Consider the following 15,626-nt stretch of genomic DNA (forward strand, 5'->3'; position numbering starts at 1 on the left):
TGTAATTTTTTTGGCACGATTTTGCATACTCGAAAATTGCAAATAATCGTCTCTAGTACATCCGGAATGCTAGTCCTTATTTGAAGCCAATAACCTATTTATTAATTTTAAAAAATTTACTTTATGAGAAATTTTAATTTCTTTATGATGGCATTCCTTGTACTTACTATTTTCAGCTGTAAGAAAGCATATGCACCAGACGCGAGTTATGAAACAGCAGACATGGCTGTTGCAGTTACCGACGAAGTTCCAGAAGAAAATTATACAGATCCAAACACAGAAAGTTACGCAGGATTAGAAGAAAATCCGTTTGAATCTCCACTAAAAACTCCACTTTCTACTTTTTCTATCGATGTTGATAATGCATCATACACTAATATTCGCCGATTTATAAATGAAGGACAAAAAGTTCCTAAAGACGCTGTTCGTGTTGAGGAGATGATCAATTTCTTTAAATACAAATATCCGCAACCAGAAGGACAACATCCATTTTCTATAAACACAGAATATAGCGATTGTCCTTGGAATAAAAACAGCAGACTATTAAAGATTGGTTTGCAGGGAAAAAATATTCCAATGGCAAATTTGCCAGCTTCTAATCTAGTTTTTTTAGTTGATGTTTCGGGTTCGATGGACGAGCAGAATAAATTGCCTTTGCTAAAAGAATCGATGAAGATTTTGGTAAAAGAACTTAGAAGTATCGATAAAGTTTCGATTGTGGTTTATGCAGGATCTGCTGGAGTGGTTTTAGAACCAACATCTGGAGATAATAAAGACGAAATTATAGATGCTTTTGACGATTTACATGCAGGAGGAAGCACAGCAGGAGGAGAAGGAATTGAATTAGCCTATAAACTAGCACAGCAAAATTTTATTAAAGAAGGCAATAATAGGGTAGTGATAGCTACTGATGGTGATTTTAACGTTGGCGCATCATCAGATGATGATATGTTGAAATTGATTGAGCAAAAGAGAGAATCTGGTGTTTTCTTAACTGTTCTTGGTTTTGGAATGGGAAATTATAAAGATTCTAAAATGGAAATTTTAGCTGATAAAGGAAACGGAAATTATGCTTACATTGATAATATTCAAGAGGCAAATCGTTTTCTTGGAAAAGAATTTAAAGGATCAATGTTTGCTATCGCTAAAGATGTAAAAATCCAAATCGAATTTAATCCAAGCCATGTTCAAGCTTATCGATTGATTGGTTATGAAAATCGAAAATTAAATGCTGAAGATTTTAAAAATGATAAAATAGATGCAGGTGAATTAGGCAGCGGGCATTCAGTTACTGCTCTTTATGAGATTGTTCCGACTGGAGTAGAAAGCAATTACGTTCCTTCAGATTTAAAATACACTAAAACAGAGAAAGTAACTGGAAATCATAGTGATGAGTTAGCAACTGTAAAATTTAGATATAAAAAACCTGATGGCAATAATAGTATTGAAATAGTAAATGTGATTGCAGATAGAAAAACAGACATAGAAAATAGCTCTCCAGATTTTAAATTTGCAACTGCTGTTTCTTGGTTCGGATTAAAACTGCGTGATTCAAAATATATTGCAAACAGTTCAAGTTCGGATATAAAAAGATTAGCAAAATCTGGTTTGTCAAATGACGAAGAAGGGTACAGATCTGAATTTGTGCGATTGATCGATGCAGTGAATTAATCATTAAATTCTAAAACATAAAAATCCCAAATTCCAGCAAGATTGGAATTTGGGATTTTTACAATTAATATTTTTAAACTTATTTTACTTCTTTGATAGTCGAAGAATCGATCCAACCTTGGGTTCCATCTGTCAATTCGATTTTTTTCCAGCCAGCAATACTTTCCAGTACGTAAACTTTTGCTCCTTCATGTAATAAAATAATTCCATTTGAAGATTTTTTTGGTTCATGTCTCACTTGGCTTAATTCAGAAAAAACAATGGCAACACGGTCATTTTCAAAATGATTTTTTTCAGACATTCCAGCAGAAATACTTAAAGCGAAAGCAATTAAAACAATAAACATTCCGACAAAATAAATTCTTTTTGCAAGCGTAGCGTTTGAGAAATAGTAACCTATAAAACTCAATAAGAACGCAAAACCAAGTGCAACAGAAATTTTAGCCCAAGTATTATAATCAAAAATAGAAGTAAAGTTCTGAATTAGTTTTGCAAAACCTACTTTTGGAACCTCCTTAATTTCGTCAATCGTTAGTTTCTTAGCAAACTTTAAATTGTTTAAAGTCTCTGGATCATTTGGTTTAAGAACCAAAGCCTTTTCATAATTGTAAATCGAAGGTGCAACTTGATTTAGTTTGTAATAACAATTTCCCAAATTAAAATATAATTCGGCAGAATGTAATTTGTCTTCCGTTACAATGTTCTCATAAACCTGTGCGGCTTCTTTGTATTGTCCTTTTTGGTACAATGCATTGGCCGATGCAAAGCGCCCTTGCGCAAAGAAAACCTGCGAGATTAATAAAAAGATATATAGTATGTTTTTCATCTTATTTTGTTTAAACAATCTGTTTTTCTAATTCAGAAATAATCATAACAGCTTTATCATAATCTTGCTGAATTGAAGCGCTCGACGCCGGTGCATAACGAGCAAATTCACAGTTTTCAGTCAGAGCAATAAAATTCTGAACCGTTTCGGCATTTGCATTTCTAGACAGCAGTAATTCTCTGATATTGTCTTTACTCATTTCTGAAGTTTCAATGTGCAGTTTTGCTTTCAAGAAATTATGCATAGCTTTTTCTAGTGCGATATAGAAAGGCTCTTTGTTATTAAGATGTTTTTTGGCTTGCGATAAATATTTCTTCGCCAGCTTATTGTTCATTCTAATTCTATTTCCAGTAACATCATTATCCATAGCTTCTTTTTTCTTTCTAGCCAAAATGATAATCGGAATAATGATAAACGGTGCAAACAACAATCCTAAATACAAACTTGAATCGTAAAAATCATGTTTAATAATAGGAATTAGTGCTGTTTTAGATTTAATATTCTTGAATTGATCTGTTGTTGCCACAGTATTTTTAGAAGCCGATCCTGTATTTGCTTCTGCTGGCGTTGGTCCGTCCAGAACATCAATCATAATTTCTTTCGAAGTAATGGTTTTATAAGTGCCAGTACTTAAATCGAAATACGAAAATTGCATTGGTTTTATAGCATATTTTCCTCGGTATTGCGGTACAATAGTATATTTGTCTGTGACTCTTCCAGACATGCCACTTAGAGATGTAGTTACTTGTTCGTCGTGAACAGGATCGTACATTTCTAATGCATTTGGAACAACTGGTTTTGGAAGTGAAAATAACTTCATATTTCCAGTTCCCTGCGCACTTACGATTAAGTCAAGACCTTCACCGTTTTTAAGTGTTGTTTTTGAAGGCGTAACAGTAAAATTCAATCTTCCGACAGCACCAGTAAAACCTTCTGGTTTTGTGCTTTCAGGAAGTGGTCTTACATTAATTGTTTTTGCTCCAGCAGAAACCACTTTATTGTCTTCCGTAATAATCATTTGGCCAAACATATCACGACGATTTGTTGGTAATTGCACGCCAATATCTAGTGAAAGAGGTTCAATTGTAAGTTTTCCTGATTTTTGTGGATATAAAATGGTCTTTTTCAGAATAACATAATAACATTTTTGGCCTTGAAAATTTCCTTCTTCAATTGCCAATTGTTTGATGTCAATGTTCTGATTCCAGAAATCATTGTATTTAGGTTTTGCCAATTCTTTAAAACCAGTAACACCAATGTTATTGAAATACAGTTTGTAAACCGCTGTAATTGGCTCGTTTAAGTAAGGGTTTGTTTTTGAAATTTCAGCAACAAGAGTCAGTAATTCATTTCCAGATCCAGGAGGTCTGTCATTTGGATCTCTTTCTTGAGCCACAGCATTGGTTACCGTAACCTTTATCGGATTCGTTTTGTAAATCTGACCATTAAATTCTATTGCAGCCTGTTTAATTGTGACAATTCCCTTTTTTTCAGGCTGTATGATATAAGAATATATTTTTTGAAAAGAGCTTCGGCCATTTATCCAAGACTGACTAATTTGTTGGCTTGGCCCAGCAACCATTCTAAATCCCTCAAAAGAAGGCTGTTCGAAATTATCTCCGTCAACATTCATGATGAAATCTACACGAAGCCTTTCGTTTATTCCAAGTGTGTTTTTACTGACTCTGGCTTCAAATTGCACCTGAGCCATTAGTCCTTGAAAAGTGAGTAGAAATAGAATTAAATATCTTTTCATTACTTGTTTAATCGTTGTTTATTTTAACTGTTTAATCGTTTAGCCGTTTTTGAATATTTCTTGTAATAAACAATTAACGACTAAACGATTTAAATTATTTTACCAGTCTTTTTCTGTTTTCTTAGGATTAGTTTTTACTTTTTGAGCGTTTACTTTGTCTTGAATTTTCTTTTCTTCATTGTTTACCGCATCTAACAAATTCTGAACACGCTCTTTTGATATTCCTCCAGGTTGTGGTTTTGGCTCTCCTTGATTGTCAGACTTGTCATCTTTCTTTGGATCGTTTTTACCATCTTTTTTGTCTTTATCCTGGTCGCCTTTATCGTCTTTTTTATCCTTGTCTTTGTCTTTATTGTTGTCCTTGTTCTTGTCTTTGTTTTTATCCTTATCCTTGTCTTTGTCCTTGTTTTTATCTTTATTCTGATCGTTTTTAGGAGGATTCTCTTTTAGCTTTTGTTTGGCGTAAGCATAGTTGTAGCGTGTTTCTTCATCTGTTGGATCGTTACGAAGTGCTTGTTTGTAAGCTTCAACGGCTTGAGTATAATCTTTCTCTTTCATGAAAACGTTACCAAGGTTATGATAAGCTTTATGTTTCTCAGGCTTTGTTTTAGCATTTTTTATTGCTTTCGCGTAAGCATATTTAGCTTCCGAAACCTGATTTTGTCTATAAATAGTATTACCTAAATTATAAGGTGCTGTTGATCGTTTCGGAAATTTAGATTCCGAAATTCTATAGTTTGCCTCAGCATCAATAAATTTATTCTGTTTATATTCTTCATTACCAGTAGGCAACGTTTTGTCTTTTTCTTGAGCAGAAACTGCAAAAGAAACGGTTAGTAAAATATAAAGGAGTAAATTTTTCATTCTAATTTTGTTTTTTTTCGCCACGAATTTGCTTCGCCTGTTCACTATCGTTCGGGTCACAAATTGGCACTAATTTTTTTATTTCTTTTTGAATTTCACAAATTAAATAATTTGTTATCCGTGTAAATTCGAGCAATTAGTGGCTAACTTTTTTATTTCTTTTCATTAAATAAATCCAACTCTTTGATCCAGCTTGTTTTTCTTTCTAATAAGAAAATGTCTAGGAAAAGCAATAAAAATGCAAACCCGATAAACCATTGAAACTGCGATTGAAATTCGGCCATTTGCGTAGCTTCAAATTCTGTTTTTTGGATATTGTTTAAAGCATTTTTTACGTATTCTAAAACTTCTTTTGTGCTTCCGCCGTAAACATAGCCACCTTTTGTTGCTTTTGCAATTGTTTTTAAACCTTCTTGATTTAATTTGGTAATTACAGTTTCTCCGTTTTGATCTTTTTGATATCCTCTAACAACACCATTTTCTTTTAACGGAATTGTTCCTCCTTTTTCTGTACCAACACCAATAGTGATGATTTTCATTCCTAATTTATTCGCTTCTTCTGCCGCAGCAGCTGCACCTTCAGAATGATCTTCACCGTCAGAAATCAGGATTAATAGTTTGCTTGTTTTGCTTTTTTCGTCAAAATATGTCGAAGACAGTTTAATTGCTTCGTCCAGAGATGTTCCTTGAGACGAAACCATTCCTGGGCTCATACTCTGCAAAAACATTTTTGCAACGCTATAGTCTGATGTAATTGGCAAAACTGGGAAAGCGCTTCCTGCGTAAGCTACGATTCCAATTCTATCGCTTCCTAAATTATTGATAATCTGAGAAACCAACTGTTTACTTTTATCTAAACGACTAGGAACAACGTCTTCTGCAAGCATACTTTTAGAAACGTCTACAGCAAAAACAATATCGATACCTTCTCGTTTTACGGTCTCCATTTTGGTTCCGATCTTCGGATTTACCAAACCAATAATCAAACAAGTAAGCGCCAAAAGAATCACTACGATTTTTAGAACAGGTTTAAAAACCGATTTCTCAGGGCTCAATCTTTTTACCATTTCCAAATCACCAAATTCGCGTTGCGTTCTTCTTTTCCAATACATATTGAAAAGGAAAATACATACCACAATTGGGATAAGTAATAAGAGATATAAATATTTTTTTTCGTCTAATTCCATAAATGTTTTTAAATTCCAATATTGAAATTCCAAATTCCAAATCCTTTTCTAATTTTTAATCTTTAAATTCCAAATTCCAATTTGTTATTTGGAATTTTATTGTTGGAATTTTTTGATTTTGAAAAAAATCAAATAAAGCTTCTATAAACTGTATTTCTTAATCCAACTTCAAGTAATAACATCAAACCTGCAAATAAGACAAAAAACCTGTATTTTTCATCGTAATCGTAGAATTTCAATTCCTGAATTTCTGTTGTTTCCAATTTATTAATTGAGTTGTATATTTCTGCTAATTTATCGTTGCTTGTAGCTCTAAAATAAGTTCCATCTGTTTTTTTAGCGATGTTTCTCATTAACTTTTCATCGATTTCTACTTTCTGCATTTTGAATAAGAAACCGCCATTTGGAGCATATGCATATGGAGATTCTGCCATTCCGTTAGTTCCAAGACCGATTGTATATACTTTAATTCCGTATTGTTTTGCAATATCAGATGCTGTTTCTGGCTCAATAAAACCAGCATTATTTACACCATCGGTAAGCAAGATGATAACGCGGCTTTTTGCTTTACTGTCTTTCAAACGATTTACAGCAGTTGCTAATCCCATTCCAATTCCAGTTCCATCTTGTAAAGTCGTATCGTATTTAATTCCTTTTATAGCTTCGAGAATAATCGCTTTATCACTTGTAACCGGAGTTTTTGTGTAAGCTTCAGAAGCATATAAAACCAATCCGATTCTATCGTTAGGTCTTTCTTCAACGAAATCTGCTTGCAACTCGTTTTAAAGCTTCCATACGATTTGGCTTTAAATCTTTTGCTAGCATAGATCCAGAAACGTCAATTGCCATTACGATGTCAATTCCTTTTGTCGTTTTGGTCTGGTTGCTAATATCTACAGTTCTTGGACGCGCCAATGCTATAATTAACGAGCATAAAGCCAAAATTCTGAAAACATATAAAGCAGGTTTGAACTTGGTCCAAAACGATTCGCTCTTCTGGAATCCTGCTGTCGAGCTCATTTTTAAGGTAGCCGACTGCTGGTTGCGTTTCCAGAAAAACCAAATTATTGCAATAGGAATTAATAGAAACAACCAAAGAAATTCTGGATTTAAAAAACTGATATTGCCCATTAGTTGTTTGCTCTTTGAAGTTCAACAGAATTTAATATTCGGGTCGTGATTTCATTTGCATACGTATCGCCCTCTTCGTGTAAGATCATGATTTGTTGTAAACCTTGATCTTGTTTGAAAAGCAACAATTCATAGTATGCTTTTGTGCTCGTTTTAGTTGCAGGATTCAGAACTGTCATCGTTCCGTAACCTTTTATTCCCTGAATACCTTCGTTAGTTTGAAAATCTTCTTGTTTTACAATAATATTTTGTCCGCCTTGAGACTCCATAATTTTTATAGTCCCCTCGAGAGCTTTGCTTAAATCTATTTCGGTTGGCTGTTTAAATTTGGATGTAGAAACTGTTACATAGAAATTGTCAATCATACTTCCGTATGCAAAAAGTCGCATTTCTTTGATAAGTGCCATTGCTTCTTTTGGAAGCACTTTTTGAGTATCCATTCTTTTTAAAACCTTTGGAGTTTCAATAAGAACTGCTGGATTTCCGTAAGCGCTTTTCACCCATTCGCCTTCTAATAATTCTTTAGAAGGATGACCAATTATATTGTCTTTTACGTAATTGAAACCTTTTGTAACCACAAAATAAGTTGTAGTTACAAACAACAATAAGATTACAGCCGCAACAGAGTAACCGATTCTTGCATTTCTTTTTTTGCGAAGCTGCGCCTGAATTTGTTTTTGTCTTTGCGCTTCGTTCAATAACTGATCCTCAATGTCTTCTGGAACTTCAGTTGGAATAGCATTATCAAGGGTTAAAATTACTTTCTGAATTTTATTTCGATCTTCAGTAATTTCAAAATCAAGTGGCTTAGATTTCGCAAATTTTACCAAATCGGCCTGACGTAAAACACGTTCAAGATTCTCAACAGTTTCTGGTGTAAGCGTCATTTTCTTTTTGGTAGATGCTTCTCTAATTGCTGTAATTAACTCAGAAGTTGTACTTTCCATCGCTGGAATATGGATGGCTTCTTCGATATAATTTCTCGCAATATCTGTTAATTCACTATAATATTCTTTTACTTCTCCTTTTTGAACAAGTTCTTTTTTCTCTAGGTTGTTTAATAAACTTGTCGCTTTTTCGATAGGAGTTTTGTAAACTTCTTCCTCGATTTTTTTCAGCTGACGTTTTTTAACATACCAATAAACGAATGCGCCAATTCCTAAAATTGCTAGCACTATTAAAGTATAAATCCACCAATTTCCTATTCCTTCATCAACAGAAGAGATGTCTTTAATATCGTACATCTTTTGCTGTAAAGTATCAACTTTTACAGGGGCTACTTCAACTTTTAGAGAATCTGTATAAAAAGGCTTTTTATCGATTAAAATTTTAATGCTTGGAATTGTATAACGACCAGAATCAAATTGTGTTAAACCATATTTTTTAACCAGCTCGTAAGTGTCATTTTTCTTAACGGTATCAATCGGATAAGACTCAATAACTTCTAGCGGACCAATATTTTTAAGTTTTGGAAATTCAACTTTAGATTTGGAGCTTACAACCGTTTTAAGCGTTAGCTTGAACTCAGCACCAATTTTATTTTTGGTGGTATCAATACTTGTTTCTACTTGTTTATCTTGCGCAAAAATCATAGTAGAGAAAAGCAATAAAAATATATAAAGTTTAAATTTCATTTGATTAACGATTGAAGATTTTAGATTAACGATTTTTGATGGTTAATCAAAACTGCCAAATTTTTATCGTGATTTAAAATAGCCTAATAATTTAGTAACGTAATTTTCGTCTACTCTGGTATTTACAATTCCTGCTCCAGATTTACGGAAAGTATCTTTAAAGTAATTTAGTTTCTCCTGATAGTGCTTCTCATAATTCATACGAACAGCTTTTGAACTTGTATCAACCAATTGGATTTTTCCAGTTTCGGCATCCAGCATGTGAACCATTCCTAAATTTGGAATTCTTTCTTCACGAATGTCGTACACGCGAACACCTGTGATGTCATGTTTTTTAGAAGCAATTTTTAATGTATGCTCATAAGAATCAGACATAAAATCGGAAATCATAAAAATGATGGCTTTCTTTTTCTGGGTTCCAGATAAAAACTTCAAAGCTTGCGCGATATCTGTTTTCTGGCTTTTTGGTTCAAATTCGATCAATTCACGAATGATACGCAGTACATGCGAACGTCCTTTTTTGGGCGGAATATATAATTCTACTGTATCAGAAAACAATATTAAACCAATTTTGTCATTATTCTGTGTAGCCGAAAAAGCCATTGTTGCTCGCAATTTCGGTTACAATGTCTTTTTTGAATTGATTTTTAGAACCAAAAGATTCCGAACCCGAAATATCAACCATCAAAACCATGGTTAATTCACGTTCTTCTTCAAATACCTTAACATGAGCTTCGTTGTAGCGTGCGGTTACATTCCAATCGATGTTACGAATATCATCTCCGTATTGGTATTGACGCACCTCGCTAAACGTCATTCCTCGTCCTTTAAATGAAGAGTGGTATTCTCCCGAAAAGATATGATTACTCAGTCTTTTCGTTTTGATTTCTATTTTCCGTACTTTTTTTAAAAGCTCTTTTGTATCCATTTTTTGTTTGGTTTATGGTTTAGGGTTGTTGGTTGATGGCGTATAAACCATCAACAAAAAACTATCAACCATCAACTTTTTAAGGTACTTCAATCTCGTTAACGATTTTGTTGATAATGTCTACAGAAGTGATGTTTTCTGCTTCTGCTTCGTAAGTGATTCCAACTCTGTGACGTAATACATCGTGAACAACTGCACGAACGTCTTCTGGAATTACATAACCACGACGTTTGATGAAAGCATAACATTTTGTCGCATTAGCCAAGTTGATACTTCCACGAGGAGAAGCTCCAAAACTGATAAGCGGTTTTAAATCGGCTAATTTGTATTTTTCTGGGTAACGTGTTGCGAAAATGATATCAAGAATATATTTCTCGATTTTTTCATCCATATAAACTTCACGAACAGCTTCCTGAGCACGTAGAATCTGATCTACAGAAACTACCGGATTAACTTTTTCGTAAGTTCCTTTTAAGTTTTGACGAATTACAAAACGCTCTTCATCAATTTTTGGATAATCAATAACAGTTTTCAACATAAAACGGTCAACCTGTGCTTCAGGAAGTGCATACGTTCCTTCTTGCTCAACAGGGTTTTGTGTTGCTAACACTAAAAACGGACGATCTAATTTGAAAGTAGTGTCACCAATAGTAACTTGTTTCTCCTGCATCGCCTCTAAAAGTGCTGACTGAACCTTTGCAGGAGCACGGTTAATCTCATCGGCAAGTACGAAATTGGCGAAAATTGGTCCTTTTTTAATTGAGAACTCGTTTGCTTTAATATTGTAAATCATGGTTCCGATAACATCGGCAGGTAATAAATCTGGCGTAAACTGGATACGGCTGAAAGATCCTTGAACCGCTTGAGAAAGCGTGTTGATGGCTAAAGTTTTTGCCAGACCTGGAACTCCTTCCAATAAAATATGCCCTTGTCCAAGTAATCCGATCAATAGACGCTCGACCATATGTTTCTGACCCACAATAACTTTGTTCATTTCCATTGTAAGAAGGTCTATAAAAGCACTTTCTCGCTCAATTTTTTCATTTATCGCTCTAATGTCTAAAGTCGTTGTATTTTCTTCCATATAAATATTTTTAAAACCTTGATTTTTACGCCTAATTTTTGAGAGTGCAAATTGAATATTTTTTGAGAAGTAAGATGTTAAAGAATGGTTAAAACTTCGACCAAAGACCTAATTTTAAGGACTAATTGTGAATCTATTTTTATATTTTTAAGAACTTTGATGATTATGCTTTATGAAAGCATAATTATTACCAAAAATAACGCATAACTATTATGAGCAAAACAGTCTTATCGCCTATAATTTCGGGCACTATGAATTGGGGAGTTTGGGATAAAAACCTTACAACTAGCGAAATGGAAAACATGATACAAGTGAGTATCGAAAACAAAATTACGACTTTTGATCACGCGGATATTTACGGTTCGTATACGACCGAAGCCGATTTTGGAAAAGCTTTTCATGCAAGTAAAATTGATCGCGAAAAATTACAATTAATTACAAAGTGCGGTATTCAGATGATTGCTGAAAAACGCCCAGAAAACAAAATCAAACATTATGATTATTCTAAAGACTATATTATTAAGTCTGTAGAAAAATCTCTAAAAAATTTAAAAACAGATTATGTAGATGTTTTTCTGCTTCACAGGCCAAGTCCATTAATGCAGGCCGACGAAATTGCCGAAGCTGTTGAGAAATTAAAAGGAGAAGGAAAAATTATTGATTTTGGACTTTCTAATTTTACTAGTTCTCAAACAGAATTAATTCGTCAGAAAACAGAAGTGAGTTATAATCAGGTACAATTTTCTGCAACACATTACGAGCCAATGTTGGACGGAAGTTTAGATTATATGCAAACTAACGGAATTCGCCCTCTATCATGGAACCCGCTTGGAACTGTTTTTAGAGAAGATACCAAACAGACTCGCCGTTTGAAAAAACTGTTCTCTACTTTATTAGAAAAATATCACTTAGGTGCAGATACACTTTTATTGGCATGGATTTTAAAACATCCTGCAAAAGTAATTCCGATTGCAGGTACCGTAAATATTGCTAGAATTCAAGCTTTATCAAAAGCAGTTGAACTGGAAATGGATACAGAAGATTGGTTTGCAATCTGGACAGAAAGTATGGGTGACGATGTGCCTTAATTTGGACTGTTCTGAAAAATGATACGCTTAGAAAATTTTGAGAAAAAAGATTATTCTGAATTAATCGATTCTGTTAAGAATGCAAAAGCTTTAATGCAATTTGGCGGACCAGAGTTTACTTTTCCTTTAACAGAAAGCCAAATAGACAAAACGCTTTCTGATGAAAATAGAGTTGCTTTTAGAGTTGTAAATATTTCGAATGGCGAGCACTATTGGACATTGTGAAATTTATTTTTACGATGGTTTTGCAAAATTAGGTCGAATCTTGATTATGGATGAAAATCAAAGAGGAAAAGGAATCGGCGAGCAGATGGTGACTTTATTGTTGCAATATATTTTTGAAAACAGGAAAGAAAGAAATATTGAATTGAATGTTTTTGACTTTAATGTCGGAGCTCAAAAATGTTATGAAAAAGTTGGGTTTATTTTAAATCCTGATAAAAAATATTTGAGAGAAGTAGATGGAGAAACTTGGACAGCGCTCAATATGGTGTTGAATTTGGAGGAATGGAAAAATAAGAATTAAAATATTTTACCACAGATTAAAAGACTTTTACAGATTTCAAAAGAATCATTTTAATCCTTTAATCTGTGGCAAAAAATAAAAAAAATGAAATGAAAAAAACAGTTTTAATTACTGGTGCTACAAGCGGAATTGGAAAAGCAACCGCTCAGATTTTAGCGAAAAACAATTATAAAGTGATCCTTTGCGGAAGACGTAAAGATCGTTTGGAAGAACTTCAAAAAGAACTTTCGGCTTTTACAGAAGTTCATTCTCTAACATTTGATGTTCGCGATAAAGAAGAAGTTTTAAAAAAATTGGAGCTTTGCCAAGCGATTTTTCTACAATCGACGTTTTAATCAATAATGCAGGAAATGCCCACGGTTTAGATCCGATTCAAAATGGAAATTTAGACGATTGGGATGCCATGATTGATATTAATGTAAAAGGTCTTTTGTATGTTTCAAAAGCTATAATTCCGCAGATGGTTGAAAGACAATCTGGACATATTATTAATATTGGTTCAACTGCTTGCAAAAGAAGTTTATCCGAATGGAAATGTATATTGCGGATCTAAACACGCTGTTGATGCCATTACTGCAGGAATGCGAATTGACTTGAATCCGTTTGGAATTCGAGTTGGAGGTATTCATCCAGGAATGGTGGCAACAGAATTTAGCGAAGTTCGTTTTAAGGGAGATGTTGAGAGAGCGACAAATGTTTATAAAGGATTTGATCCGCTGCAGGCAGAAGATATTGCCGATATTATTCACTTTGTGGTTTCAAGACCTTATCATGTAAATATTGCCGATTTGGTTGTTATGAGTACTGCACAGGCCTCTTCGACGATTGTTAAAAAGAATATTTAAATAAAATCGAATATAGAGACGCACAGTAGTGCGTCTTTTTTTTAATTTTAAGTTTTAATAAATTAAATTACTGCGAATTAGTGCAATTCGTGGCTAAATAAAATCGACATGATTAATAAACGCCTTTTAATTAAAAATCTCCTCGCTCATAATGACGAAAGCAGTTTTTATGATAAAAAAAGGCAGTTGAATCTCCATTCTCGTGAAGGGAAGGGAAAGTTTCTAAAACACATTTGTGCTTTATCCAATTCTAACCCAAACAATAACTCTTACATCGTAGTTGGAGTAGAAGATCAAGATAACGAAATTGTCGGCGACGATTTCTTTGATGATAGTAGAATTCAGAATCTAGTCAATGCTTTTTTAGAAAACCCTCCAAAAATTCAATATGAAAACGTCCCTTTTCCTAATCTTCCAAAAGATAAAGTAATTGGTCTCGTTACAATAAAGCCTAAAAGTAAAATCTCTTACTTTAAAAAAGGAATTCATACCATTCTTGCCAATAGTGTTTTTATAAGACGCGGTAGTAATTCGATTCCTCTGGAAGAACACGAGGAAATTGAAAAAAACAATCAGAATACAGAAACGGTTATTGGAATCGAAAATAGTTCTCGAAATAGTATTCAATATACTTTAGACGGTGTTATTGATTTTATGAATTTCAGGCATAAAGATATGTCCCCGAAATATCGTGTTTTTAAAGAATTGTTTGTGATTTGTTGGGCTGGAGTTCCAAAAAAATTACGTGATAAAACATATTTGTCTCGTGTAGATATCGAATTGATAAACGAACAGATTAAACTTTTTTATTCGGCACAAGATGTTGTTACAATCGAATATAATGACGATACTTTTACCATTACAGAATATGTTCCGCTAGGATTAAATGACAAAACAAGTTATTATCCATTAGAAGAGCAAACCATTTATTTTTTTGATAACGGTTATTATAAAATCGACCGTCAGATGCTTTTTCAGTCGCCAGAATTCAATAGAAAAATGCTATATCATATTTATAATTCGAATATGGCTCTATTGGGTAAACTCCAAAAAGAAATCACTTTATCGGATCGTGAAATGAAGGATTTAGAAAATCTGCCTTCTACCTTTATGATTTGTCATTTGAATGGTTTTGAAGATGCCAGACAAAAATTAATCGATGCGAAATTGCTTTTAAAGCCTTATAAAAATGTATATTCTTCGTTTAAAGAAGCCTTGAGGGTTTTGCGTAAAATGAAGTATGATGTTCAGTGAAAAAAGATTCTAAGTTGCTAAGGTTCTAAGATTCTGAGGTTTTCTATAGAGACACACTGCGGTGCATTTAATCGATGCTGAAATTATTTAGTGAAAATTCAAATATTTTTTTACTTCTTCATACGGGAATAAAAGCTCTTTTGGGCCATCTGCGTATGATGCGACTTCATATGAATTGTAATATAAAAGTAAACCCGCAGAAGTATAGAAGATGTTTTGAGGAAGTTGAAATTTGTCATTTTCAAACATTAATCCTGTAGCATTAATATTGGCTTTTTCTGGAATTTTATATTTTGATCTGAAAGTTTTTTCAGCGAAAGCTTTAAACTCTTTTTCGTTTTTAAATAACTGATTGTTAAAAATCGTTTTTCCTGTTTTTTTATCGAATAATAAAGAGCGATAACCTTGATAGCCATGAGCGCCGCCTGTGAAGGTATAATGGTCAATTTTAAGATTTAAGATTTGCTCTGACTGAAATTCTACATTTCCTATTATTCTTGCTTCCCAGCCAAAGGTGTCATTTGGGAATTTTTGATGCATTTCTTCGTATGAAACAATGAACGATTTTGCTAATGATTTATAATCATCAACTTTTACCGAATCTTCTTCAAAAAATGCAATCTCTTTAATTACAGCAAATACTTTTTTATTAATGCTGTCTGATGTTACTTTAACATTTTTAGCAATTGGAACTTCTATCGTAATTCTTGGGCAATCTTTTTTGCAGGGAATAGTAGATTTTTCTTCAAACGTTTCATTGTCAAATGAAAGCTCTTTTTTGCAACTTGTAAAAATCAAACACAAAAAGATTATAAATATGTAATTTTTCATA

The 15,626-nt window shown here is 33.4% G+C and carries 12 protein-coding genes and 3 pseudogenes; 6 read left to right on the forward strand and 9 right to left on the reverse strand.

Annotated features, from left to right (window positions below; all coding sequences use genetic code 11):
• Nucleotides 1-123: 123 nt before the first annotated feature.
• A complete protein-coding gene (locus P5P87_RS18370) occupies nucleotides 124-1,671 on the forward strand; it encodes a vWA domain-containing protein (protein WP_278020197.1) in 1,548 nt (515 codons plus the stop codon).
• Between the two features lie 79 nt (nucleotides 1,672-1,750).
• On the opposite strand, the gene P5P87_RS18375 is transcribed toward P5P87_RS18370, so the two are convergent.
• The 8 genes and pseudogenes from P5P87_RS18375 to P5P87_RS18410 all read right to left on the reverse strand — a co-directional run bounded on the left by P5P87_RS18375 (nucleotide 1,751) and on the right by P5P87_RS18410 (nucleotide 11,081).
• The gene (locus P5P87_RS18375) at nucleotides 1,751-2,497 is read right to left on the reverse strand and encodes a tetratricopeptide repeat protein (protein WP_278020198.1); all 747 of its coding nucleotides are present in this window, start codon (nucleotides 2,495-2,497) and stop codon (nucleotides 1,751-1,753) included.
• A gap of 10 nt (nucleotides 2,498-2,507) precedes the next feature.
• The gene (locus P5P87_RS18380; RefSeq protein ID WP_278020199.1) at nucleotides 2,508-4,253 is read right to left on the reverse strand and encodes a BatD family protein; all 1,746 of its coding nucleotides are present in this window, start codon (nucleotides 4,251-4,253) and stop codon (nucleotides 2,508-2,510) included.
• A 99-nt stretch (nucleotides 4,254-4,352) separates the two neighbouring features.
• Nucleotides 4,353-5,117, reverse strand: a complete 765-nt coding sequence (locus tag P5P87_RS18385) for a tetratricopeptide repeat protein (RefSeq protein ID WP_198855322.1) — start codon at nucleotides 5,115-5,117, stop codon at nucleotides 4,353-4,355.
• Between the two features lie 152 nt (nucleotides 5,118-5,269).
• Nucleotides 5,270-6,304: a vWA domain-containing protein gene (locus P5P87_RS18390; protein WP_198855323.1), complete on the reverse strand. Its 1,035-nt coding sequence runs from the start codon at nucleotides 6,302-6,304 to the stop codon at nucleotides 5,270-5,272.
• Nucleotides 6,305-6,432: 128 nt separating this feature from the next.
• A pseudogene (locus P5P87_RS18395) lies at nucleotides 6,433-7,435 on the reverse strand (vWA domain-containing protein).
• On the reverse strand, nucleotides 7,435-9,069 hold the full coding sequence (locus tag P5P87_RS18400) for a hypothetical protein (RefSeq protein ID WP_278020200.1): 1,635 nt from the start codon (nucleotides 9,067-9,069) through the stop codon (nucleotides 7,435-7,437). Before P5P87_RS18400 ends, P5P87_RS18395 begins: the two are co-directional and overlap by 1 nt.
• Nucleotides 9,070-9,132: 63 nt before the next feature.
• Nucleotides 9,133-9,997 (reverse strand): annotated as a pseudogene (locus P5P87_RS18405) (DUF58 domain-containing protein).
• Nucleotides 9,998-10,076: 79 nt separating this feature from the next.
• Nucleotides 10,077-11,081: an AAA family ATPase gene (locus P5P87_RS18410; RefSeq protein ID WP_278020201.1), complete on the reverse strand. Its 1,005-nt coding sequence runs from the start codon at nucleotides 11,079-11,081 to the stop codon at nucleotides 10,077-10,079.
• Nucleotides 11,082-11,293: 212 nt separating this feature from the next.
• Here P5P87_RS18410 and P5P87_RS18415 point away from each other — a divergent pair, with 212 nt between their 5' ends.
• From P5P87_RS18415 to P5P87_RS18435, 5 genes and pseudogenes are all read left to right on the forward strand, one after another.
• The gene (locus P5P87_RS18415) at nucleotides 11,294-12,169 is read left to right on the forward strand and encodes an aldo/keto reductase (protein WP_278020202.1); all 876 of its coding nucleotides are present in this window, start codon (nucleotides 11,294-11,296) and stop codon (nucleotides 12,167-12,169) included.
• An 18-nt stretch (nucleotides 12,170-12,187) separates the two neighbouring features.
• On the forward strand, nucleotides 12,188-12,394 hold the full coding sequence (locus P5P87_RS18420; RefSeq protein ID WP_278020203.1) for a hypothetical protein: 207 nt from the start codon (nucleotides 12,188-12,190) through the stop codon (nucleotides 12,392-12,394).
• Complete coding sequence (locus P5P87_RS18425) at nucleotides 12,369-12,695, forward strand: GNAT family N-acetyltransferase (protein WP_278020204.1); 327 nt, start codon at nucleotides 12,369-12,371, stop codon at nucleotides 12,693-12,695. The genes P5P87_RS18420 and P5P87_RS18425 overlap by 26 nt, the downstream gene beginning before the upstream one ends.
• Nucleotides 12,696-12,784: 89 nt before the next feature.
• Nucleotides 12,785-13,540: pseudogene (locus tag P5P87_RS18430) on the forward strand (SDR family NAD(P)-dependent oxidoreductase).
• Between the two features lie 108 nt (nucleotides 13,541-13,648).
• On the forward strand, nucleotides 13,649-14,794 hold the full coding sequence (locus tag P5P87_RS18435; RefSeq protein WP_278020205.1) for an ATP-binding protein: 1,146 nt from the start codon (nucleotides 13,649-13,651) through the stop codon (nucleotides 14,792-14,794).
• 87 nt (nucleotides 14,795-14,881) lie between these two features.
• Here the strand turns inward: P5P87_RS18435 and P5P87_RS18440 are convergent, their stop codons facing one another.
• Nucleotides 14,882-15,625, reverse strand: coding sequence for a DUF3298 and DUF4163 domain-containing protein (locus P5P87_RS18440; protein WP_278020206.1), 744 nt, complete (start codon nucleotides 15,623-15,625; stop codon nucleotides 14,882-14,884).
• Between the last annotated feature and the right edge of the window lies 1 nt (nucleotide 15,626).

It is taken from the genome of Flavobacterium ginsengisoli, from assembly GCF_029625315.1.
GTDB lineage: Bacteria > Bacteroidota > Bacteroidia > Flavobacteriales > Flavobacteriaceae > Flavobacterium > Flavobacterium ginsengisoli.

Excerpts from the sequence above, each read along its gene's own strand:
- P5P87_RS18370 (WP_278020197.1), top strand. The coding sequence starts at position 124 with ATGAGAAATTTTAATTTCTTTATGATGGCATTCCTTGTACTTACTATT.
- P5P87_RS18375 (WP_278020198.1), bottom strand. The coding sequence starts at position 2,497 with ATGAAAAACATACTATATATCTTTTTATTAATCTCGCAGGTTTTCTTT.
- P5P87_RS18380 (WP_278020199.1), bottom strand. The coding sequence starts at position 4,253 with ATGAAAAGATATTTAATTCTATTTCTACTCACTTTTCAAGGACTAATG.
- P5P87_RS18385 (WP_198855322.1), bottom strand. The coding sequence starts at position 5,117 with ATGAAAAATTTACTCCTTTATATTTTACTAACCGTTTCTTTTGCAGTT.
- P5P87_RS18390 (WP_198855323.1), bottom strand. The coding sequence starts at position 6,304 with ATGGAATTAGACGAAAAAAAATATTTATATCTCTTATTACTTATCCCA.
- P5P87_RS18400 (WP_278020200.1), bottom strand. The coding sequence starts at position 9,069 with ATGAAATTTAAACTTTATATATTTTTATTGCTTTTCTCTACTATGATT.
- P5P87_RS18410 (WP_278020201.1), bottom strand. The coding sequence starts at position 11,081 with ATGGAAGAAAATACAACGACTTTAGACATTAGAGCGATAAATGAAAAA.
- P5P87_RS18415 (WP_278020202.1), top strand. The coding sequence starts at position 11,294 with ATGAGCAAAACAGTCTTATCGCCTATAATTTCGGGCACTATGAATTGG.
- P5P87_RS18420 (WP_278020203.1), top strand. The coding sequence starts at position 12,188 with ATGATACGCTTAGAAAATTTTGAGAAAAAAGATTATTCTGAATTAATC.
- P5P87_RS18425 (WP_278020204.1), top strand. The coding sequence starts at position 12,369 with ATGGCGAGCACTATTGGACATTGTGAAATTTATTTTTACGATGGTTTT.
- P5P87_RS18435 (WP_278020205.1), top strand. The coding sequence starts at position 13,649 with ATGATTAATAAACGCCTTTTAATTAAAAATCTCCTCGCTCATAATGAC.
- P5P87_RS18440 (WP_278020206.1), bottom strand. The coding sequence starts at position 15,625 with ATGAAAAATTACATATTTATAATCTTTTTGTGTTTGATTTTTACAAGT.